Raw genomic sequence first — 21521 nt, 5'->3', positions numbered from 1 at the left:
TGTCCCCGCCCCGTTCCTCGGCTGCCAGATTACGGAGCGGGGACGGGGAGGCGGAACGGGGGATCGCCCATGAGACCGCACTGTGATGCGGGGCGTCCGGCCGACCGGCGCGCGGTGCACGGCCGGTGACCGAACGTCAGGCGCCGGGCCGGTACGAGGCGATGGCCTGCTCGTAGATCTCGGTGACCCGGTCCCGGTCGCTCTCCGGCCCGATGACCTGGATGACGTGGTACCGGCCGTCGACGATCATGGCGAGGTTGCGGACGAACACCTCGCGCCCCCCGCTCTCCTGCCAGGTGAACTGGCCCTCGGCCATGGCCTGCCGGCCGACGTCGACGCGGCGCAGCCCGGAGGACGAGGACCAGCTGGAGTCCCGGAACGGCTGGAGTTCGGGCTCCTTGTCGCGCTGGTAGGCCAGCGGGTCGTCGCCGCTCGCCTTCACGGTGTCCCGGCCGGGCACCACGAGGAGGGTGAAACCGTCGCTCCCGTAACGGATCTGACGGTCGGCGTTGGCGGGGCTGCGCTGCCAGTCCTTCGGCACGCCGACCACGAAGCCCTCCGGGTCCTCGCGCATCGTGTAGCCGGGGGCGAGCGCGACGGCGGAACGGCTGGTCTGCGGCTGCTGCGAGCCGGGGGCGGTGGAGCCCGCGTCGGGCACGGAGCCCTCGTCGGGGGCGGACGGCTGCGGCGTGGCCGGGGCGGCGGAGCCGGCCGGGGCGCCCTGCGCTCCGCCGTCCCCCGCCGGCTCCCGCTGGGGCATGAACATCACGGCGTACGCGATGGCTGCGGCCATCAGCGCCAGGACGAGGAGCAGCAGCAGACGGCCGAGGCGGCGGGGGGCGGCGCCCTCGCCCCGGCGCGGCGGCTCCCGCAGCACCCGGGGGCCCTTGGGCGTGTGCGGGGCGCGGGCGGGGCGCTCGTCCTCCCACGCCTCGACGGGCAGGTGCGCGGACCGCTCGGGCGGCAGCAGCGCGTCACCGCGTTCCGGCCGGCCGGCCCCCCCGCCCCTCGGCGGCTGCCGCCGCTTGCCCTGGCGGTGCCGGCCGGGCGCGGCGCCCTGACCGAAGCGGCCCCAGCGCCTGCGGACCAGCTCGCCCCGGCGGCGTACGACGGGGAGCCGGGCGGCGTCGGCGGGCAGCGGGACGACGTCCACGCCCGCCTCCGGCTCCGGGGCGGACCGCACCAGCGAGCGCAGCCAGCCGCTCAGCTCCTCGACGTCCGGGCGCTCGGTGGGGTCCTGGCGCAGCAGCGACTCGACGACGGGCCGGAGCGGGCCGCACTCCTCCGCGAAGGCGGGCGGCTCGCCGCACACCATCTGGACGAGCTCGGCCGCGCTCTCCTCCGGGTAGGGGGCGTGGCCCTGGACGGCGCGGTAGAGCAGCGCGCCGAGGGCCCACAGGTCGGTGGAGGGGCCGATCGGGGGCGCGAGCCGCCAGTTCTCGTGGACGGGCCCCGCCTGTTCTGGCGCCCAGCGCTCGGTGACGGCCCCGACGACGGCGATCCGCGCCTGACGGGCGCGTTCGGAAGCGAGGGGGGTGGTGGGGCCGCGGTAGACGTCGCTCTCACGGCCGTCCGCGACTGCGTCCTCCCAGGTCCCGGAGGAGCCCCGCCCGGCCGGGAGCCGGGGGGCCGGGGCCGGTTGCGTGACGGCGGCCCGGGCCGGCGGGCCGGGCCGCCGCGCGTCGGCGCGCAGCGACTCCGCGCCGGAGCCGCCCGCGGAGACCGAGCGGCCGGAGCCGGGCCCGTCGTCCCAGATCCCGGCGAGGTGGACCCGGCGCCCGGGCGGGCGGGGGCCCTCCTCTTCGTCCTCGTCGTCCTCGTCGTCCTCGCCGTCGTAGGGGCTTGCGGCGGGGCTCGTCCAGGGGCCGGCCAGCCGGGGGGCGGCGGGCGCGTCGGCGTCCGGGCCGGGAGCGGCCGGGCGCGGGAGGGGGAGCACCCCGGTGTCGGCGTCGGCGGTGCTCCGGCGGGCCCCGTCCCCGTGCGCCCCGGGGGCGGGCGGCTGCGCGGGACCGGCCGGCGGCGGCTTCGTCAGGTCGGCCGGCGCGTGGTCGGACCGCTCCCGGTCGTCGCCCCGGGCCGCGGCGCGCGCGCCCGCACGGTAGGCGGCGATAGCCCCGGCGCGGGCGGCCCGCAGCTCGGCGGCGCTCGTCGCGCCCTCTCCGGCGGGCGACGCGGCGGCGTACGGGACGGCGGGGGCGGCGGGGCGCGGGACGAGGTCCTGCCCGGCGGGCGACGGGTACGGGCCCTCGGGCCGGGGGGTGTACGGGCCGTGCGGGCCCTCGTCGCGGGGGCCGTCGGACGCGGGCGCGCCGGGCGCCTCGTACGGGTCGTGCGCCTCGTACGCCTCCTGCGGCCCGGCGTCGTACGCGTCCTGCGGTGCGGGGCCGAGCGTTGGGGCCGCGTCCTCCTGGTCGGCGCGCCGTCCCGGGCGGGCGCCGTGCACCGGCTCGGGAGAGGGCTCGTCGCGGTCGTCGCGGCGCGGGGTGTACCCCTGCGGCAGCGGGGGGACGGAGACCTGGGCCGGCGGGAGCGGGTAGGCGCCGTGGACGTCCCTCGACGGTGCGGGTTCGACGACCGGCACGCCCTGGGTCGTGACGGCGTCCGCCGGGTCGGCGTCGGGGTGGGGTGCGGTGGCGTAGCCGCAGAGCGCCTCCTCGGCGGCCCCCGCCGCGAGGCCGGTCAGGACGACGCGACCGTCGTCGCAGACCAGGACCGTGCGGACGGTGATGTTGCGGTGGGTCCAGCCGTGGGCGTGCAGCACCCGCAGGGCGGTCAGCACGTCGGAGCCGATCTCGGCGGCCCGGTAGGGGTTCAGGGGCCGTTCTGCCAGGAGAGCGGCCAGCGGACGTGCCGCGACCAGCTCGCTGACTATCCACAGCGAACCCGCTTCGGCGAACACGTCGAAGACCTGGTCGAGCCGTGGGTGGTCGGGCACCTGGGCGGCCGCCTGGGCGGCCTCGATCGCCCGCCGCACGGCGGGGTCCGTGCTGCGACGGACCGCGCGGCCGGTGGCGCCGCGCCCGGAGGCCTGGGAGCGGCCGTCCAAGTCCAGCACCTCGGCGTCGACGATCTCCGGCAACGGCACCTGGCGCAGGAGGACTTCCTGTCCGCTGTAGGTGTCGAACGCCCGGGTCTCGACCAGTTCGTACCCGTCGGACGGGGGCAGCGGAAGGCGGTAGCGGTCGGCGAGCACCCGACCCGCGTAGTCGTCCACGACGCCTCCCCAGAGCGCGCTGTTCCCCCGGCCGTCACGGCCGCGCGTGCGGCCGTTCGACCGTACGCATCCGTCAGGCGCGGTCATGCGGTGGTCGATTGACCCGCGAACCGGCTGCGTACGGTCTCCAGCCTCTTACGATACGGGGCGATGCGGGCCGACGGGCGGGGTAGCGCCAACCCGGCCCGAACAAACGTCCCCCGGGCCTTCCCGCGCCCCTCCGGGCCCGCCGTCAGCCCTTCGGGGCGAACGTGGCGAACGCCGTCTCGCGGAGCGTCCGGCACGCGTCGGCGTCCCACTCGTCCACCGCGCAACTGATCATGATCGAGTAGCCGCGCCGGGCGTCGACCTTGAAGCCGCGGTTCAGCACCCGGACCCGGACGCCGTTGTGGCTGCGCTCGAACGACCAGTCGGCCACGGTCGGATAGCCGTTGTACTCGACCTTCTTTATGCCGCCGTGCCGGTAGCCGTCGCTCAGGACCTTCACGCTCGCGACGGCGGAGCGCCAGGCGGCGGCCGCGTCGTCCTTGGGCGAGCTGTTGAAGTCGACCTGGACCCGGGGGAAGCTGCCCTGCCCGGCGTTGTAGATGCCCCCGGAGTTGGCGCCCGCGATGGCGGTGCGCCGGAAGTTCTGGGGCATCGCCATGCTGAAGCGGAACCGGTCGTCGGTGACGGACTCGTAGCCGGCGGGCAGTGCGTCGTCGTCCGCGTCCTCGCCGTCCTCGCCGTCCGGCTCGTCGGTCCCCTCGCCCGGGGACGGGTCGGCGGAGGGGACCCGGGACGGGTCCTCCGGGGCCCGGCCGTCCTGCTCGCCCTGGCCCTCTTTCCGGCCGTCGCCCTTGGCGCTTCCCGTGTCGCCTCCCCGGTCGTCGGCTCCGCCGGCGGTTCCGGCAGAGGCGGCGGTGTCGTTCGAGCCGCTCTTCTCCCCGTCGCCGCCGAGCGTGAGGGCGAGGACCGTGCCGAGGATGGCCAGCGCGACGACGGCCGCGATGATCGCGAGGGTGCGGCGGGGCACCACGTCGGTGATCGAGGCGCGGGGGGACGCGGCCGAGGACGGGGGCCGCTGCCCCGGTACGGAGGCGCTCGACGCGACCGCGGTCCGGGGCGCTCCGGCGGCGCTCCTCGCGGGGGCCGCCGCCCCTGCGGTCGCGGTCGCCGTCGCGGCCTTCTCGCCGCGGACGGGCCTGCCCGGCGGTGTCGCGGGCTTCGGCGGGGCCGGGGGCGGACCGGCAGCGGCGGCCGGAGAGGCCGCCGCTCCCGCCGCCGCGCCGGCGGCCGCGGCTGGCCCGGCCTTCGCGTTGCGCACGGAGCGCAGCGCCCCGCGCAGCCGGTCGCGGGCCCCCTCCCCGGGCTCGCCCGACGCGGTGGCCTGCTTCGGCGGCTTCGGGGCCTTGGCCGGCTTCGTCCGCTTGATGAGGGAGTCGGCTGCGGTGGCCGGGGGCAGCGCCATGACCTGGGTGGAGTCGGCGGGCGGCGCGGGGGCGTCGGGGGCGTTGATCACGGCGTTGAGCAGCGCCCGCGCCCCGGCGTCGTCGAGGCGCTCGTCGGGGTCCCGGGCGAGCAGCCCGTAGATGACCTCACTGAGCGGCCCCGCGTTCTTCGGCGGGTCGAGCGGTTCGGTCATCACGGCCGTCAGGGTGGCGATGGCCGAGCCCTTGTCGTAAGGGGGGCAGCCCTCGACGCTCGCGTACAGCAGTCCGCCGAGCGACCAGAGGTCGGCGGGCGGTCCCGGCTTGTGGCCGCGGGCCCGCTCCGGCGAGATGTAGGAGGGGGCTCCGACGAGCATGCCGGTGGAGGTGACCGAGGGGTCTCCCTCGACCTGGGCGATGCCGAAGTCGGTGAGCACGACGCGCCCGTCCTCGGAGATGAGCACGTTGGACGGCTTCACGTCCCGGTGCAGGATGCCCTCGCGGTGCGCCGACCGCAGCACGTCGAGGACGGCGAGCCCGACCTCGGCGGCCCGTCGGGGCGTCAGCGTGCCGTCCTCGCGGATCACTTCGGCCAGGGACTTGCCCTCGATCAGCTCCATGACGATCCACGGGCGGTCGTCCTCGTCGACCACGTCGTAGACGGTCACCGCGCTGGTGTTGCGGATGCGTGCGATCGCCTTCGCCTCACGCAGGGTGCGCGTGATCAGCCGGCGCTTCTCGTCCTCGTCGATGGCTGACGGGAACCGCAGTTCCTTGACGGCGACCGTGCGGCCGAGCGTCTCGTCGTCAGCGCGCCAGACCGTGCCCATGCCGCCTCGACCGAGCACCTCCCCGAGCCGGTAGCGCCCCGCGAGGAGACGACCGTTCTTGTCCCGTTGGGGCTCTTGTGCCTGCTCCGCCTCCGACATGCGTCCCCTCTGCGATCAACCCGCCCTGGCAGAGCGTTCATTGTCCCTCACCCCAGGACCGGTCCTGGGGCCGGGTCCGGGCTCCGCCGCGATCCGGCCCGACGGGGGGAGGCCCCCTCGTCGCACCGGCTTCCCGGGGACCGCCGTCCGCTTCTCGGCGCGTTCGCCGGCCGGCCGCACGGTTGCGGGCCCGCCCAGCGAACCACACCTCGCCCCCCAGCCTCCTACCGACCCGCCTCCCCGTCCAGCGCCGCTCCCCCGGGCCCCCCGCGCACGCCCGGACCCCGCCGGGCCAACTGGGCAGGCCGCACCGGCCGGTGGGCGGCGCGGGAGCAGCCGCCCCGGCGCGGCCGGCCACGGCCCGCCGGGGCGCGGCACTCAGCTCGGCGCGATGTCCGGAGCGCCGAGGCGGGCCGCGTCCGCCGTCAGGTCGTCGGGCTGCCGCTGCGATTCGCGCTCGGCCTCCACGCGCTTCTCGTAGTGCGCGACCTCCCGGTCGACCTGGTCCTGGCTCCAGCCCAGTACCGGCGCCATCAGCTCCGCGCAGTCCCGGGCGCTGCGGGCGCCCCGGTCGAAGGTCTCGATGGAGATCCGGGTGCGCCGCGTCAGCACGTCGTCGAGGTGCCGGGCCCCCTCGTGCGAGGCGGCGTAGACGATCTCGGCACGCAGGTAGTCGTCGGCGGCGGGCAGGGGTTCGCCCAGCGAGGGGTCGGCCACGATCAGTTCGAGAATCTCCTCGGTCGTTGAGCCGTACCGGTTGAGCAGGTGCTCCACCCGGGCGACGTGCAGCCCGGTGCGGGCCGCGATCCTGGCACGGGCGTTCCACAGGGCCCGGTACCCCTCCGCTCCCAGCAGCGGGATCTCCTCGGTGACGCAGGCGGCGACCCGCTGGTCGAGCCCGTGCACCGCCTCGTCCACCGCGTCCTTGGCCATGACCCGGTACGTCGTGTACTTGCCGCCCGCCACGACGACCAGGCCGGGGACGGGGTGGGCCACCGTGTGTTCGCGCGACAGCTTGCTGGTCGCGTCCGACTCGCCGGCCAGCAACGGGCGCAGTCCGGCGTAGACGCCCTGGACGTCGTCCCTGGTCAGCGGGGTGTTCAGGACGGCGTTGACGTGCTGGAGGAGGTAGTCGATGTCGGCGCTGGAGGCGGCCGGGTGGGCCTTGTCCAGGTCCCAGTCGGTGTCCGTGGTGCCGATGATCCAGTGCCGGCCCCAGGGGATCACGAAGAGCACGGACTTCTCGGTGCGCAGGATGAGGCCGGTGGAGGAGTGGATGCGGTCCTTGGGGACGACGAGGTGGATGCCCTTGGAGGCGCGGACGTGGAACTGGCCGCGCTCGGCGATGAGCCCCTGGGTGTCGTCGGTCCACACGCCCGTCGCGTTGACCACCTGCTTGGCCCGGATCTCGTACTCCGGGCCGCCCTCGACGTCCCGTACGCGCGCGCCGACGACCCGCTCGCCCTCGCGGAGGAAGCCCACGACCCGGGCCCGGTTCGCCACCCGTGCCCCGTAGGACGAGGCGGTGCGCACCAGCTCGGTGACGAAGCGGGCGTCGTCCATCTGGGCGTCGTAGTACTGGAGCGCGCCGACCAGGGCGTCCTTCCTCAGCGCGGGGGCGACCCGCAGGGCGTGGCGGCGGGAGAGGTGGCGGTGCACGGGGAGGCCCCTGCCGTGGCCGGAGGAGACCGACATCGCGTCGTACAGTGCGACGCCGGAGCCCGCGTAGAGCCGCTCCCAGCCCTTGTGCTGCAAGGGGTAGAGGAAGGGGACCGGCTTCACCAGGTGCGGGGCGAGCCGCTCCAGCAGCAGTCCGCGCTCCTTGAGCGCCTCCCGGACCAGGGCGAAGTCCAGCATCTCCAGATAGCGCAGCCCGCCGTGGATCAGCTTGCTCGACCTGCTCGACGTGCCGGACGCCCAGTCGCGCGCCTCGACGAGGCCGGTCGAGAGCCCTCTGGTCGCGGCGTCCAGCGCGGTGCCCGCTCCGACCACGCCCGCCCCCACGACCAGCACGTCCAGTTCGCGCTCGGCCATGGCGTCGAGCGCGGCGGTGCGCTCGGCGGGTCCCAGTGTCGCTGTCCTCACTGCTGCCTCCCGGTGGATCGGGGTGGTCGGACACGGGAGTGCCACCCGGCCGAGGGGCCGGCCGCCCGCGTCCACTCCTCGATTCTGTCCGCGCTCACCGACTTCAGCCACCGGCTGTGGACAACACCCGCACGACCGGAACTCCCCAATACGACATATAGGTCATATTTACGCCTAGTCTGACATTGCGCTGCCCACAGCAGTGGCGATCCTCGTTCTCCGGTCTCAGGGAAGGACGGCCTTCTAGATGCCCGCAGACCTCGCCGTCATCGGACTCGGTCACCTCGGCCTGCCCCTCGCCCAGGCCGCCGTGACCGCCGGAATCGACACCGTTGGCTACGACACCGACCCACGCCCTCACACGGAGCTCCGGGCGGGCCGCACCCCCGTGGAGGGGACCCTCACCGCCTCGGAGATCCGCCGCTTGCTCTCCGGCGGTTTCCGGACCACCACGAGCGCCGCCGAGCTGGGCCGGGTCCGTACCGCCGTGATCTGCTCCCCCACCCCGCTCGGCCCCGACCGCGCACTGGACCTCACCGCCCTCGGCGACGCCGCCCGCGCGCTGGCGGCACGGCTGCGCCCGCACACCACCGTGCTGCTCGAATCCGCCGTACCGCCCGGCACCACGGAGGACTTCCTGCGCCCGCTGCTCGAAGAGGGCTCCGGACTCGTCGCCGGGCGCGACTTCCACCTCGCCTGCTCCCCCAGCCGGCTCGATCCGGGCAACCGCACCCACCACTACGCCAACACCCCCAAGGTCATCGGCGGCCTCACCCCCGCCTGCACCGAGTCGGCCGCGGCCTTCTACGGGCGGCTCACCGACAAGGTGGTCCGGGCCCGCGGGCCGCGCGAGGCGGAGATGACGAAGGTGCTGGAGACCAACTTCCGGCACGTCAACATCGCGCTGGTCAACGAGATGGCGGTGCTCTGCCACGACCTCGGCGTCGACCTGTGGGACGTCATCCGGTGCGCCGAGACCAAGCCCTTCGGCTTCCAGCCCTTCCGCCCCGGGCCCGGCGTCGGCGGCCACGGCGTCCCGGTGGACCCGGGCTGCCTGCCCCGCACCACCCGCACACCCGGCCCCCCGCTGCGGATGGTCTCGCTGGCGCAGGAGATCAACGACCGGATGCCCAGCTACGTCATCCAGCGCTGCGCCACCCTGCTGAACGAGCACGGCAAGTCCGTCCGGGGCGCCCGCGTGCTGCTGCTGGGCGTCACCTACAAGCCGGACAGCGCCGACCAGGAGGCCGCCCCCGCCCGCGAGATCGCCACCCGGCTGATGGACATGGGCGCGCAGATCGGCTACCACGACCCGCACGTCCCGGACTGGCGGGTGCGCGAACGCCCCGTGCCCCGCGCGGACTCGCTGTACGAGGCGGCCGCCGCGGCGGACCTCACCGTCCTGCTCCAGCAGCACCGCACCTACGATCTCCAGGGCCTCGCGGTCAAGGCCCAGCTCCTCCTGGACACCCGGGGAGCCACCCCGGCAGGGGCCGCGCACCGGCTCTGAGGCGGCCAGAGGCCCGGAAAACGGCCGGTGACCGTTCCGGAGGGTGCTGCTACCCTGCGGCGTCACAGCTCGCACAGCCGTGCGTAGTGTCGTCCCAGGGGGAGACCCACCGTGAGCCAGCCCGTACCGCCGCCGCACCAGCCCCAGCAGCCGTACGGCGGTCGGCCCGCCGAGGGCAACCCGTACGCCGGCCAGCCGACTCAGCCCCAGGCCCCCACCGGCAACCCGTACGGCCAGCAGCCCCCCGCCCCCACCGGCAACCCCTTCGGGGGCCAGCAGCCCGGTCCGTACGGCGGCGCGCCGTTCGCCCCGGCGCCCCCGTCGGCCCCGGCGCGCAACAACATCGCGCTCGGCGTGCTGGCCGCCTTCGGCGCGGCGATCGTCGCGGGCATCCTGTACGGCGTGATCGCGGGCTCCATCGAGCGCGAGATCGGATACGCGGCGGTCGGCGTCGGCTTCCTGGTCGGCTTCGCCTCCAGCAAGGTCGGCGGCTCCCACCCGGTCGTCGTCGGCGCGGCGGTCCTCTTCGCGCTCGGCGCGGTCTACCTCGGCCAGCTGGTCGGCATGTCGATGGTGATGGCGGACGTGGCGCAGGCGTCCTTCTCCGAGGTGTTCTTCGGCCACTTCGACACCGTGACGCGGTTCTGGAAGGAGGAGGCCGACTTCATGACGTACCTCTTCCTGGCCCTCGGCCCGATCGCCGCCATCGGCGGCGCCAAGAAGGCGGGCTGACGCCCCACACCACCACGCGGAAGGGGCCGGCACTGTCACCCTGTGACGGCGCCGGCCCCTTCCGCGTGCGCGGCGGCAGTCAGCGGCGGTGCTGCGAGTCCGCCACCGTCACCTCGACGCGCTGGAACTCCTTCAGGTCGCTGTAGCCGGTGGTGGCCATCGCGCGGCGCAGCGCGCCGAAGATGTTCATCGATCCGTCGGGGGTGTGCGAAGGCCCGGTGAGGACCTCCTCCGTCGTCCCGACCGGGCCGAGGTCGACCAGCTTGCCGCGCGGCACGTCCTCGTGGACGGCCTCCATGCCCCAGTGCCGGCCGCGGCCCGGCGCGTCCGACGCGCGGGCGAGCGGGGAGCCCATCATCACGGCGTCCGCGCCGCAGGCGATGGCCTTCGGCAGGTCGCCGGACCAGCCGACGCCGCCGTCCGCGATGACGTGCACGTAGCGGCCGCCGGACTCGTCCATGTAGTCCCGGCGGGCCCCGGCCACGTCCGCGACGGCGGTCGCCATCGGGACCTGGATGCCGAAGACGTTGCGCGTGGTGTGCGCGGCGCCGCCGCCGAAGCCGACGAGGACACCGGCCGCGCCGGTCCGCATCAGGTGCAGGGCCGCGGTGTACGTGGCACAGCCGCCGACGATGACCGGAACGTCCAGCTCGTAGATGAACTGCTTCAGGTTGAGCGGCTCCGCCGCGCCCGACACGTGCTCGGCCGAGACCGTCGTGCCGCGGATCACGAAGATGTCGACGCCCGCGTCGACGACGGCCTTGGAGAACTGGGCGGTGCGCTGCGGGGAGAGCGCGGCGGCGGTGACGACGCCGGAGTCGCGCACCTCCTTGATGCGCTGCCCGATCAGCTCCTCCTGGATGGGGGCGGAGTAGATCTCCTGGAGACGGCGGGTCGCTGACTCGACCGGCATCTCGGAGATCTCGTCCAGCAGCGGCTGCGGGTCGGCGTGCCGGGTCCACAGGCCTTCCAGGTTCAGCACTCCCAGCCCGCCGAGCTCGCCGATCCGGATGGCGTGCTGCGGGGAGACCACGGAGTCCATGGGAGCGGCCAGGAACGGCAGCTCGAAGCGGTAGGCATCGATCTGCCAGGCGATCGAGACCTCCTTCGGGTCCCGGGTGCGGCGGCTCGGAACGACAGCGATGTCGTCGAATGCGTAAGCCCGGCGGCCGCGCTTGCCGCGCCCGATCTCGATCTCAGTCACGATGTGTGGCCTTTCCCTCTACGTCTGCGCTGACCAGTATCCCCGACACGTGGCAAAGGGGCGGTACCGGGAACTCCGGTCCGCCCCTCACCTGCGCTGATGTGTCACTTCCTGCTGTAGTTCGGCGCTTCCACCGTCATCTGGATGTCGTGCGGGTGGCTCTCCTTGAGACCCGCGGAGGTGATCCGGACGAAGCGGCCCTTGCTCTCCATCTGGTCGACGGACTCCGCGCCGACGTAGCCCATGGTCTGGCGGAGGCCGCCGACCAGCTGGTGGAGGACGTTGGCCAGCGGACCGCGGTAGGGCACCTGTCCCTCGATGCCCTCGGGGACGAGCTTGTCGTCCGAGGCCACCTCCGCCTGGAAGTAGCGGTCCTTGGAGTACGAACGGCCCTGTCCGCGGGACTGCATGGCGCCCAGCGAGCCCATGCCGCGGTACGACTTGAACTGCTTGCCGTTGATGAACATCAGCTCGCCCGGGGACTCCTCGCAGCCCGCCAGGAGGCTGCCCAGCATCACGCTGTCCGCCCCGGCGGCGAGCGCCTTGCCGATGTCGCCCGAATACTGGAGGCCGCCGTCGCCGATCACGGGGACGCCCGCGGCACGCGCGGCGAGCGCGGCCTCGTAGATCGCGGTGACCTGCGGGACGCCGATGCCGGCGACCACACGGGTGGTGCAGATCGAGCCGGGCCCGACGCCGACCTTCACCCCGTCGACGCCGGCGTCGATGAGGGCCTGGGCACCGTCGCGGGTGGCGATGTTGCCGCCGATGACGTCGACGCCGACGCTCGACTTGATCTTCGCCATCCAGTCGAGGGCGTTGCTGTTGTGCCCGTGCGAGGTGTCGACGATCAGGAAGTCGACCCCGGCGGACGCGAGCGCCTGTGCGCGGTCCAGCGCCTCGGGGCTCGCGCCGACGGCCGCGCCGACCAGCAGGCGGCCCTCGGCGTCCTTGGCGGCGTTCGGGTACTGCTCGGCCTTCTTGAAGTCCTTGACGGTGATGAGGCCCTTGAGGATTCCCGCGTCGTCGACCAGCGGAAGCTTCTCGATCTTGTGGCGGCGCAGCAGCTCCATGGCCTCCACGCCGGAGATCCCGACCCGCCCGGTGACCAGCGGCATCGGCGTCATGACCTCGCGCACCTGGCGCGAGCGGTCCGACTCGAAGGCCATGTCGCGGTTGGTCACGATGCCCAGCAGCTTGCCCGCGGTGTCGGTGACCGGGACCCCGCTGATGCGGAACTTCGCGCAGAGCGCGTCCGCCTCGCCGAGCGTCGCGTCGGGGTGCACGGTGATGGGGTCGGTGACCATCCCCGACTCGGACCGCTTGACCAGGTCGACCTGGTTCACCTGGTCCTCGACGGAGAGGTTGCGGTGCAGCACGCCCACACCGCCCTGCCGGGCCATGGCGATGGCCATGCGGGCCTCGGTCACCTTGTCCATGGCGGCGGACAGCAGGGGGATGTTCACCCGTACGTTGCGCGAGATGAGCGACGAGGTGTCGACCGCGTTGGGCAGCACCGCGGAGGCACCGGGCAGCAGCAGCACGTCGTCGTACGTCAGCCCGAGCGTCGCGAACTTCTCGGGCACTCCGTCGACGTTCACAGTCATGACACCTTCCCCAAATGGCCTTGATCGGTGCGGATGTCCATGCTAACGGCCTCTGAACGTGTCTCATTCCACGATCAAGATCACCCGGCCGTTCCGTGGCTTCCTACGGAGGACCCCCCGGGGGCTCCCGCGCGGGCGCGCCCCCGCTGCGCTACTGCTCGGCCAAGGCCCGCAGCCTGCTGAGCGCGCGGTGCTGGGCGACCCGGACCGCGCCCGGCGACATCCCGAGCATCTGTCCGGTCTCCTCCGCGGTCAGCCCGACCGCGACCCGCAGGACCAGTAGCTCGCGCTGGTTCTCCGGGAGGTTGGCGAGGAGCTTCTTGGCCCAGGCGGCGTCGCTGCTGAGCAGGGCGCGCTCCTCCGGCCCGAGGGAGTCGTCGGGCCGCTCCGGCATCTCGTCGGAGGGCACGGCGGTCGACCCGGGGTGGCGCATCGCGGCCCGCTGGAGGTCGGCGACCTTGTGGCCGGCGATGGCGAAGACGAAGGCCTCGAAGGGCCTGCCGGTGTCCTTGTAGCGCGGCAGTGCCATCAGCACGGCGACGCAGACCTCCTGCGCGAGGTCCTCCACGAAGTGGCGAGCATCACCGGGCAGCCGGTTCAGCCGGGAACGGCAGTAGCGCAGGGCGAGGGGGTGGACGTGGGCCAGCAGGTCATGGGTGGCCTGCGCGTCGCCGTCGACGGCGCGGTGCACGAGGGCACCGATCACCGTGGTTTCGTCGTCGCGCATCGGACCATGGTGCCCTGGCCCCGTCCGATCCGCGCCATCGCGTCCCGGGTTGTGCACCGAAGCGTTATGAGCGGGTGCGCCGGATGTCATGTCCTGCGCCCTCCCCTTCCGCTCGACCGAATCGTTCCTGAGGAACTCCACGACTCAAGGATGCGTCATCGGCCGGGAAGCGTCACATGGCGCCGCTGAGCGGCCGCCCGGACACGGGGTGCGAAGCCGGCGCGGCCCGGCCCGCGGCCCCGTCCGCCGACCGCGGACGGGGGGCTCGGGAGAGTCCGGCCGCGATGCTCCGCCGGGCGCCCCCTCGGGCCGGTCGTCAGCGGACCAGGCCCCAGCGGAACCCGAGGGCCACCGCGTGGGCGCGGTCGGAGGCGCCGAGCTTCTTGAAGAGCCGTCGGGCATGGGTCTTGACCGTGTCCTCCGAGAGGAACAGCTCACGGCCGATCTCCGCGTTGGAGCGGCCGTGGCTCATGCCTTCGAGCACCTGGATCTCGCGGGCGGTGAGCGTCGGGGCCGCCCCCATCTCGGCGGACCGCAGCCGGCGTGGGGCGAGCCGCCACGTCGGGTCGGCCAGCGCCTGGGTGACGGTGGCCCGCAGCTCGGCGCGCGAGGCGTCCTTGTGCAGGTATCCGCGAGCGCCCGCGGCGACCGCGAGCGCGACGCCGTCCAGGTCCTCCGCGACGGTCAGCATGATGATCCGGGCCCCGGGGTCGGCGGAGAGCAGCCGCCGGACGGTCTCCACTCCCCCCAGGCCGGGCATGCGTACGTCCATCAGGATCAGATCCGAACGGTCGGCCCCCCAGCGGCGGAGGACCTCCTCGCCGTTGGCCGCCGTCGTCACGCGCTCGACGCCGGGCACGGTGGCCACCGCGCGACGGAGCGCCTCTCGGGCAAGCGGGGAGTCGTCGCAGACGAGAACGGATGTCATGGCCGTCCTCCGCAGCTGATGCGCGTCACCTTGAGCCTCCAGGCTGATACATGTCGTCACCTGTGCGGTCGACCCCCTCGGACACGTGCCCGAGCTCGATCTCCGTCAACCGCATCCGCTCTCTTAACGATGGTCACTCGAAAGAGTTACGGGGCGGACCGTCGGGTTCGGCACTCTACGTGCCGGGCCGCTCACGGAGGAGAACGGCACGGGTGATTCACCCGTCAACCGAATTTTCACTCGATGGCGTGCCCTATTGGGCGCTATTTCTTCCCTTTTAAGGGTGTCTGAGGCTAGATTCGCAGACAGTCATATTTACATCTACTAACACCGTAGATGTACGGTCGAGAGTCCAGTCACAACGATCACAGACGGTCGAACCCAGAGGGCCGTTGATCACAGACGGTCGAGGATGCCGCTTCCGACGCAGCACAGCTCCGAGGGGACAAGCAATGGCAGATTTCTCCCGCCTTCCCGGACCCAACGCAGACCTGTGGGACTGGCAGTTGCTCGCCGCCTGCCGAGGCGTGGACAGCTCCCTGTTCTTTCACCCGGAGGGGGAGCGCGGCGCGGCCCGGAGCGCCCGCGAGGCCTCCGCGAAGGAGGTGTGCATGCGCTGCCCGGTACGGGCGGAGTGCGCGGCGCACGCCCTGGCCGTACGGGAGCCGTACGGGGTGTGGGGCGGCCTGACCGAGGACGAGCGCGAGGAGCTCATGGGCCGCGCCAGGTCCCGGCTCGTCACCGCGACGCCGTCGAGGGCCGCCACCGGCCCCGGACCTTCCTGACCCCAACGGCGCAGCCTGATCGCAGAAACGTTTCTTCGCAATCTTCATCCATGCGGCCGCAGCCGACCCGGCCGTTCCCCCGGGGAGCCTCCCCGGGGTAGGGCGGTCGGCTGCTCAGCGCGCGGCGGCCCGGGACAGCTGGTCGAGGGTGGCCGCCACCGCGGGGACCCTGGCCAGGTCGGGCAGGGTGAGCGCGACGATCTCCCGCTCGATCGCGGGCTCCACCGCGATGGTCCTGACCCCCTTGGGGCGTACCGACTCGACGGCCAGCTCCGGCAGCACCGCCACCCCGAGCCCCGCTCCGACGAGGCCCATCACCGCCGGGTAGTCGTCGGTGGCGAAGTCGATGCGCGGGACGAAGCCCGCCTCCTCGCAGACCTCGACCAGCTGCCGGCGGCAGCGCGGGCAGCCGGCGATCCACGACTCCTCGGCCAGCTCCCCGATCTCCGCGCTCGACGCGTCGGCCAACCGGTGCCCCTGGGGGACCAGGCCGATCAGCCGGTCGGTGAGGAGCGGCCGGACCACCAGATCGTCCCACTCGCCGCCGGACGCCCCGTAGCGGAAGGCCAGGGCGATGTCGCAGTCGCCGTCGCGCAGCAGGTCCACCGAGCGCGGCGGCTCGGCCTCGACGAGCGAGACGCGGGTGCCGGGGTGCTCGGCGCGCAGGGCGGCCAGGGCTCCCGGGACCAGGGTGGAGCTGCCGCTCGGGAAGGAGACCAGGCGGACCCGGCCGGCCCGCAGTCCGGCGATGGCCGCGACCTCCTCCTCCGCCGCGGTCAGCCCCGCGAGGATGCCGGAGGCGTGCCGCACCAGCGCCTCACCCGCCTGGGTGAGGCGCATCTCGCGCCCGGTGCGGATCAGCAGCGGGGTGCCCGCGGAGGTCTCCAGGGCCTTCATCTGCTGGCTGACCGCGGGCTGGGTGCAGCCGAGCTCACGGGCGGCGGCGGAGAACGAACCGGCGGCGGACACGGCGCGCAGGACACGGAGGTGGCGGGCTTCGATCACCCCTCCACCATAAGCGGCTCTTGGGATATGAGCCAGATAATGGCAGAGCCCTTTGAGTTCTCGGCGGTTAGCGTGAGCACATGAAGCTGCTGACCGTGAACACCGGGCGCTGCCGCCCCACCCGTCGAGCCGGGGACTCCGCGGGCTCCACCGGAATCGACAAGCGGCCGGCCGAGGGGCCCGTGGCGGTCCAGGACCCCGGCCCCAAGGGCACGGGCGGCAGCGGCCTCGCCGGGGACGCGGTGTGCGACCTGCGCCATCACGGCGGCAGTGACCAGGCGGTGTACGCCTTCGCCCGGGAGGAACTGGACGGCTGGGAGCGGGAGCTGGGCGGCCGGAGACTGGCCAACGGGGCGTTCGGGGAGAACCTCACCACGCTGGGGCTCGACGTGAGCGCCGCGCGGATCGGCGAGCGCTGGCGGGTGGGGGCGGACCTGGTGCTGGAGGTCACCTCGGGGCGCATCCCGTGCCGGACGTTCGCCGATCACCTCGGGGAGGAGGACTGGGTGCGCCGGTTCACCCGGGAGGCCGTCACCGGCGCGTACCTGCGGGTCGTGGAACCGGGCTCGGTACGGTCCGGGGACCCCGTCGAGATCGTGCGCCGCCCGGATCACGACGTCACCGTGGCCCTCCAGTTCCGGGCCGTGACGACCGAACGCACCCTGCTGCCCCGCATTCTGGCCGCCGGCGAGGCGCTGCACCCCGAGGCACTGCGCCAGGCTCGGGCGTACGTCGCGCGGCGGAGCTGAGGACGGGCCCGGGCGGGCGGCGCCGCTCGACCGCCGCCCCCTCCGGGCGGGGCGACGGGGTGTCATCGAGGCGGGTGGCGGCCCCGTCGACGACATCATGCTCCCGCCCGCCGGGGGAACTGCGGCGGTGCGCGGCGCGTCCCCCTCCAGTGACCCGTGCTCTGCCGAGCCGACGGTGAGCGGGGCCCCGGCCGGGGCCCCGCTGCCACCCGACGCCGACGGGGCGCATCCCCGGCATCGGAGTCCAGGTGGTCGCCGCCCGCGTCGTGATGCTCCCCGGCAGCTCGCCCGACCGTCCCGCCGCGCCCGGCGCCGGAGGCGGTCCCGTGAGCCGACGGAGTTCGCTCCCGCCCGGCATCATCCGGACCTGAGGGCCGGAGAACCGATACCGATCCCGACACCACGTCCCAGGGGGGACCCATGCCCAACCCGCCGCAGCCCTGGTACACCCCGGGCCCGCCGCAAGAGCCCGTTCCCGGCAACCCGTACGCGTCACAGGGCTACGGGCCGCAGCCCGGGCCGCCGCCGCCTCGACGGCGCTCGCACCGGGGGCCGGTCATCGCCGCGGTCGTCGCGTTCGTGCTCGTGGCGGCGGGAGGAGCGGGGCACGTCCTCCTCGACCGGGGGGACGACGGGCCCGCCGCCCCCGTGGCCGGGGAATCTCCCGGCGCCGTGGCGTCGCCCTCTCCGCCAGGTTCCCCCGCGCCCGGCGCGTCGCGGGCCGGGCTCCCCACGACGCGGGAGATCAACGCCGCACGGAAGCCGGGGGACGCGGCGGCGTGGATCGTCGACGACCCGACCGACCTGCCCGGCGGAAACAACAAGGTCCACGACCTGTGGATCGTCGGCGACCTCGCCGTCCAGGCCCTGCACCGGAAGGTCACGGCCTACCGTCTCTCGGACGGCGCCGAGGTCTGGAGCGTGGCGCTGCCCTCCACCGTCTGCGAGACGCCGGCCGACCCCACGCCTGACGGCAAGGTCGTGCTCCTCCACCGCAGGAGCGCCGCCGCCGAGCGGATGAACCCGTGCGACCAGTTGCAGATGATCGACCTGAAGACGGGTGAGAAGGGGTGGCACAAGGAACTCGCCGCCACTGACCCCGACGACTCCAGGCTCCTCGTGTACAGCGCGATCAGCGGTGGCGCCTTCGCGATCGCCCATGACATGCGGGCGGCCGCCTACCGGGTGGACGACGGGAGCAAGCTCTACGACATCCCCTGGGAGGAGCCGAAGTGCTTCCCGGACGGAGTGGCGGGCGGGGCCCGGCTCCTGGTGATCTCCGACTGCGCGGTCTCCGCCGACCGGAGGGAGAACTTCAGCCAGCTCCGGGAGATCGACCCGCGTACCGGAAAGGTCCTGTGGCGTCACCGCACCCCCGCGGGCTGGAAGTCCGGCAGGGTGATCTCCGTCGACCCCGTCGTCTTCACCACGGTTCACGCGGAGAGGACGGCCACCGACTGGCGCGTCTTTGTCCTGGGCCCCGGAGGGAAGCTCCGCACCACCTTCGACGCGCGGGAGAAGGGTTTCGAACACTGCGCCGGGGACGGGGCCGGCAGCGACGCCCAGCCGTGTCGCGGCACCGCGGTCGGCCATGGCCACCTCGTCCTGGGGGGCACCGACCGGATCGGCACGTACGACCTGTCCACCGGGAAGTTCCTGTGGGGCGTCAAGTCCGACGAGCCCCGCAGGCTGCACCCCCTGCGCGCGGAGGCCGGCAAGGCGATGCTCGTCTACGAGACGGCCTCACCGAGCCGCCCCGGCCGGGTCTACCGGATGGGGCCGCGGGGCGCGGGCACGGAGAAGGAGGTCCTGCGCCACCCGGCGGCCTCCGCGGAGCCCGAGTACAAGACGTTCGGCGGGCGGCTGGCCTATGCGGACGGGCGGCTCGTCATGACGTCGGCGGGCGTGGACGGGGACGACGACCGGCGCGAGGCCCGCATGCTGTCCTTCGCCCCGGGCCCGTCCTGACCGGCCGGCCCGGCGGGCCCGCCGCCCGGGGCCGCCCGTGCGCGTGACGGGGTCAAGGACGGCGGGCGGGCGCGCCCCGGCGTGGGCGGGGCACTAACGTGCCGCGTATGACGACTGCACTGATCACGGGCGCGACGGCGGGTATCGGGGCTGCCTTCGCGCGGCGGCTCGCGGCCCAGGGACACAACCTGGTGCTGGTGGCACGGGACATCGCACGGCTGCGCGAGCAGGCCACCGAGCTGCATGACCGGCACGGCATCGAGGCCGAGGTGCTGAGCGCGGACCTGTCCGCGGACGAGGGTATCGAGGCGGTCGAGAAGCGGTTGGCGGACCGCAGGCACCCGGTCGAACTGCTGGTGAACAACGCGGGGTTCGGCAACAAGGGGCGCTTCCTGGAGGTGTCCATGGCCGATGAGCTGACGATGCTGAAGGTGCACTGCGAGGCGGTGCTGCGGCTGACGTCGGCCGCGGCCGTCGGCATGCGGGAGCGCGGCCGGGGCGCGGTGATCAACGTGGCGTCCGTGGCGGCGTTCCTGCCGCGCGGGACCTACGGGGCGTCCAAGGCGTGGGTCGTGCAGTTCACCCAGGGCACGGCGAAGGACATGGCCGGGTCGGGGGTGCGGCTGATGGCGCTGTGCCCCGGCTTCGTACGGACCGAGTTCCACGAGCGGGCCGGGATGGGCACGGACAACATCCCGGGCTGGATGTGGCTGGACGCGGACAAGGTGGTGGCCGCGGCGCTGACGGACCTGGCGAGGGGGAGGTCCGTGTCGATCCCGGACCCGCGCTACAAGGCGCTGATGGGGCTGGCCAAGGTCACCCCGCGCACCCTGCTGAGCGGGGTCAGCTCGCGGGCGGGGCGCTCGTACGGCCCTCGGTAGGCGGCCCGGCCGCGCCCGGGCGGGCCGCGGCGGCGGCCGGGAACGCGAGAGGCCCGGTACCCCCGCGACGGGGGTACCGGGCCTCGGACGCGTACCGGAGCAGCACGCGTGGCGGAGGTACTAGTGGGAGTGGCCGTGGCCGCCGTGACCGGCGTCGGCCTCTTCCTCCGCCGGCTTCTCGACGACCAGGGTCTCGGTCGTGAGCAGCAGCGACGCGATGGACGCGGCGTTCTCCAGGGCGGAGCGGGTGACCTTGACCGGGTCGATGACGCCGGCCTTGACCAGGTCGCCGTACTCGCCGGTGGCGGCGTTGAAGCCCTGGCCCTTGTCGAGCTCGGAGACCTTGGAGGTGATGACGTAACCCTCCAGGCCGGCGTTCTCGGCGATCCAGCGCAGCGGCTCGACGGCGGCGCGGCGGACGACCGCGACACCGGTGGCCTCGTCGCCGGTCTTGCCGAGGTTGCCCTCCAGGACCTTCACGGCGTGGACGAGGGAGGAGCCACCGCCGGAGACGATGCCCTCCTCGACCGCGGCGCGGGTCGCGGAGATGGCGTCCTCGAGGCGGTGCTTCTTCTCCTTGAGCTCCACCTCGGTGGCGGCGCCGACGCGGATGACGCACACGCCGCCGGCCAGCTTCGCGAGGCGCTCCTGGAGCTTCTCGCGGTCCCAGTCGGAGTCCGTGGACTCGATCTCGGCCTTGATCTGGTTGACGCGGCCCTTGACGTCGTCGGAGTTGCCTCCGCCGTCGACGATGGTCGTGTCGTCCTTGGAGACGGTGACGCGGCGGGCGGTGCCGAGCACGTCCAGGCCGGCCTGGTCGAGCTTGAGGCCGACCTCCTCGGCGATGACGGTGGCGCCGGTGAGGGTGGCGATGTCGCCGAGCATGGCCTTGCGGCGGTCGCCGAAGCCAGGGGCCTTCACCGCGACGGCGTTGAAGGTGCCGCGGATCTTGTTGACGACGAGGGTGGAGAGCGCCTCGCCCTCGACGTCCTCCGCGATGATCAGGAGCGGCTTGGAGCTACCGGCCTGGATGACCTTCTCCAGCAGCGGGAGCAGCTCCTGGATGGAACCGATCTTGCCCTGGTGGATCAGGATGTACGGGTCGTCGAGGACGGCCTCCATACGCTCCTGGTCGCTCACCATGTACGGGGACAGGTAGCCCTTGTCGAAGGCCATGCCCTCGGTGAACTCCAGGTCCAGCCCGAAGGTGTTGGACTCCTCGACGGTGATGACACCGTCCTTGCCGACCTTGTCCATCGCGTCCGCGATGAGCTCGCCGACCTGCGGGTCCTGCGCGGAGAGCCCGGCGACGGCCGCGATGTCGGCCTTGTCGTCGATCGGGCGGGCGGTCGCGAGGAGCTCCTCGGACACGGCCTTGACGGCGGCGTCGATGCCCTTCTTCAGGGCGGCCGGGGAGGCGCCCGCGGCGACGTTGCGCAGGCCCTCGCGGACGAGCGCCTGGGCCAGGACGGTCGCGGTGGTGGTGCCGTCACCCGCTACGTCGTTGGTCTTGGTCGCCACCTCCTTGACGAGCTGGGCGCCGAGGTTCTCGTACGGGTCGTCGAGCTCGACCTCGCGGGCGATCGTGACACCGTCGTTGGTGATGGTGGGAGCACCGAACTTCTTGTCGATGACGACGTTGCGGCCCTTGGGGCCGATCGTCACCTTGACCGTGTCGGCAAGCTTGTTGACGCCGCGCTCAAGGGCGCGACGGGCGTCCTCGTCGAACTTCAGAATCTTCGCCATGGGCTGATCTTCCCTCTCAAACGAACTGCGCCCCTCGCCACC

15 protein-coding genes are annotated in these 21521 nt (G+C 73.6%); 6 read left to right on the top strand and 9 right to left on the bottom strand.

Annotation, left to right across the window (positions count from 1 at the left end):
• Positions 1 to 136: 136 nt before the first annotated feature.
• The 3 genes from V9U70_RS19715 to V9U70_RS19705 all read right to left on the bottom strand — a co-directional run bounded on the left by V9U70_RS19715 (position 137) and on the right by V9U70_RS19705 (position 7637).
• Complete coding sequence (locus V9U70_RS19715; RefSeq protein WP_336677513.1) at positions 137 to 3214, bottom strand: protein kinase; 3078 nt, start codon at positions 3212 to 3214, stop codon at positions 137 to 139.
• A gap of 232 nt (positions 3215 to 3446) precedes the next feature.
• Positions 3447 to 5552: a serine/threonine-protein kinase gene (locus V9U70_RS19710; protein ID WP_336677009.1), complete on the bottom strand. Its 2106-nt coding sequence runs from the start codon at positions 5550 to 5552 to the stop codon at positions 3447 to 3449.
• 378 nt (positions 5553 to 5930) lie between these two features.
• The gene (locus V9U70_RS19705; RefSeq protein WP_336677007.1) at positions 5931 to 7637 is read right to left on the bottom strand and encodes a glycerol-3-phosphate dehydrogenase/oxidase; all 1707 of its coding nucleotides are present in this window, start codon (positions 7635 to 7637) and stop codon (positions 5931 to 5933) included.
• A 247-nt stretch (positions 7638 to 7884) separates the two neighbouring features.
• Between V9U70_RS19705 and V9U70_RS19700 the strand changes: the two genes are divergently transcribed.
• Together V9U70_RS19700 and V9U70_RS19695 are read left to right on the top strand one after the other, a co-directional pair.
• The gene (locus tag V9U70_RS19700; protein WP_336677005.1) at positions 7885 to 9147 is read left to right on the top strand and encodes a nucleotide sugar dehydrogenase; all 1263 of its coding nucleotides are present in this window, start codon (positions 7885 to 7887) and stop codon (positions 9145 to 9147) included.
• Between the two features lie 111 nt (positions 9148 to 9258).
• Positions 9259 to 9879, top strand: coding sequence for a hypothetical protein (locus tag V9U70_RS19695; RefSeq protein WP_336677003.1), 621 nt, complete (start codon positions 9259 to 9261; stop codon positions 9877 to 9879).
• 79 nt (positions 9880 to 9958) lie between these two features.
• Here the strand turns inward: V9U70_RS19695 and V9U70_RS19690 are convergent, their stop codons facing one another.
• The 4 genes from V9U70_RS19690 to V9U70_RS19675 form a co-directional block, all read right to left on the bottom strand.
• A complete protein-coding gene (locus V9U70_RS19690) occupies positions 9959 to 11083 on the bottom strand; it encodes a GuaB3 family IMP dehydrogenase-related protein (protein ID WP_336677001.1) in 1125 nt (374 codons plus the stop codon).
• A 104-nt stretch (positions 11084 to 11187) separates the two neighbouring features.
• The gene (guaB, locus tag V9U70_RS19685) at positions 11188 to 12690 is read right to left on the bottom strand and encodes an IMP dehydrogenase (protein ID WP_336676999.1); all 1503 of its coding nucleotides are present in this window, start codon (positions 12688 to 12690) and stop codon (positions 11188 to 11190) included.
• A gap of 151 nt (positions 12691 to 12841) precedes the next feature.
• On the bottom strand, positions 12842 to 13417 hold the full coding sequence (locus V9U70_RS19680) for a sigma-70 family RNA polymerase sigma factor (RefSeq protein ID WP_030084428.1): 576 nt from the start codon (positions 13415 to 13417) through the stop codon (positions 12842 to 12844).
• Between the two features lie 316 nt (positions 13418 to 13733).
• On the bottom strand, positions 13734 to 14345 hold the full coding sequence (locus V9U70_RS19675) for a response regulator transcription factor (RefSeq protein WP_003948568.1): 612 nt from the start codon (positions 14343 to 14345) through the stop codon (positions 13734 to 13736).
• Between the two features lie 452 nt (positions 14346 to 14797).
• On the opposite strand from V9U70_RS19675, the gene V9U70_RS19670 reads away from it, so the two are divergent.
• Positions 14798 to 15130: a WhiB family transcriptional regulator gene (locus tag V9U70_RS19670; protein ID WP_336676994.1), complete on the top strand. Its 333-nt coding sequence runs from the start codon at positions 14798 to 14800 to the stop codon at positions 15128 to 15130.
• 114 nt (positions 15131 to 15244) lie between these two features.
• On the opposite strand, the gene V9U70_RS19665 is transcribed toward V9U70_RS19670, so the two are convergent.
• On the bottom strand, positions 15245 to 16135 hold the full coding sequence (locus tag V9U70_RS19665; RefSeq protein ID WP_336676993.1) for a LysR family transcriptional regulator: 891 nt from the start codon (positions 16133 to 16135) through the stop codon (positions 15245 to 15247).
• 80 nt (positions 16136 to 16215) lie between these two features.
• Here V9U70_RS19665 and V9U70_RS19660 point away from each other — a divergent pair, with 80 nt between their 5' ends.
• The 3 genes from V9U70_RS19660 to V9U70_RS19650 all read left to right on the top strand — a co-directional run bounded on the left by V9U70_RS19660 (position 16216) and on the right by V9U70_RS19650 (position 19733).
• Entirely contained in the window at positions 16216 to 16884 is a 669-nt protein-coding gene (locus V9U70_RS19660; protein WP_336676991.1) for an MOSC domain-containing protein, read from the top strand.
• A 420-nt stretch (positions 16885 to 17304) separates the two neighbouring features.
• Positions 17305 to 18852, top strand: coding sequence for an outer membrane protein assembly factor BamB family protein (locus V9U70_RS19655; protein ID WP_336676990.1), 1548 nt, complete (start codon positions 17305 to 17307; stop codon positions 18850 to 18852).
• 107 nt (positions 18853 to 18959) lie between these two features.
• Positions 18960 to 19733: an SDR family NAD(P)-dependent oxidoreductase gene (locus V9U70_RS19650; protein WP_336676989.1), complete on the top strand. Its 774-nt coding sequence runs from the start codon at positions 18960 to 18962 to the stop codon at positions 19731 to 19733.
• A gap of 120 nt (positions 19734 to 19853) precedes the next feature.
• Here V9U70_RS19650 and groL read toward each other — a convergent pair whose 3' ends face one another.
• Positions 19854 to 21479: a chaperonin GroEL gene (gene groL / locus V9U70_RS19645; RefSeq protein ID WP_336676988.1), complete on the bottom strand. Its 1626-nt coding sequence runs from the start codon at positions 21477 to 21479 to the stop codon at positions 19854 to 19856.
• Positions 21480 to 21521: the final 42 nt, after the last annotated feature.

Origin of the sequence: Streptomyces pratensis (assembly GCF_037137275.1) — a bacterium.
GTDB lineage: Bacteria > Actinomycetota > Actinomycetes > Streptomycetales > Streptomycetaceae > Streptomyces > Streptomyces pratensis_B.
Note: the sequence above shows the minus strand (reverse complement) of the source record. Positions and strands in the feature narration are given on the sequence as shown.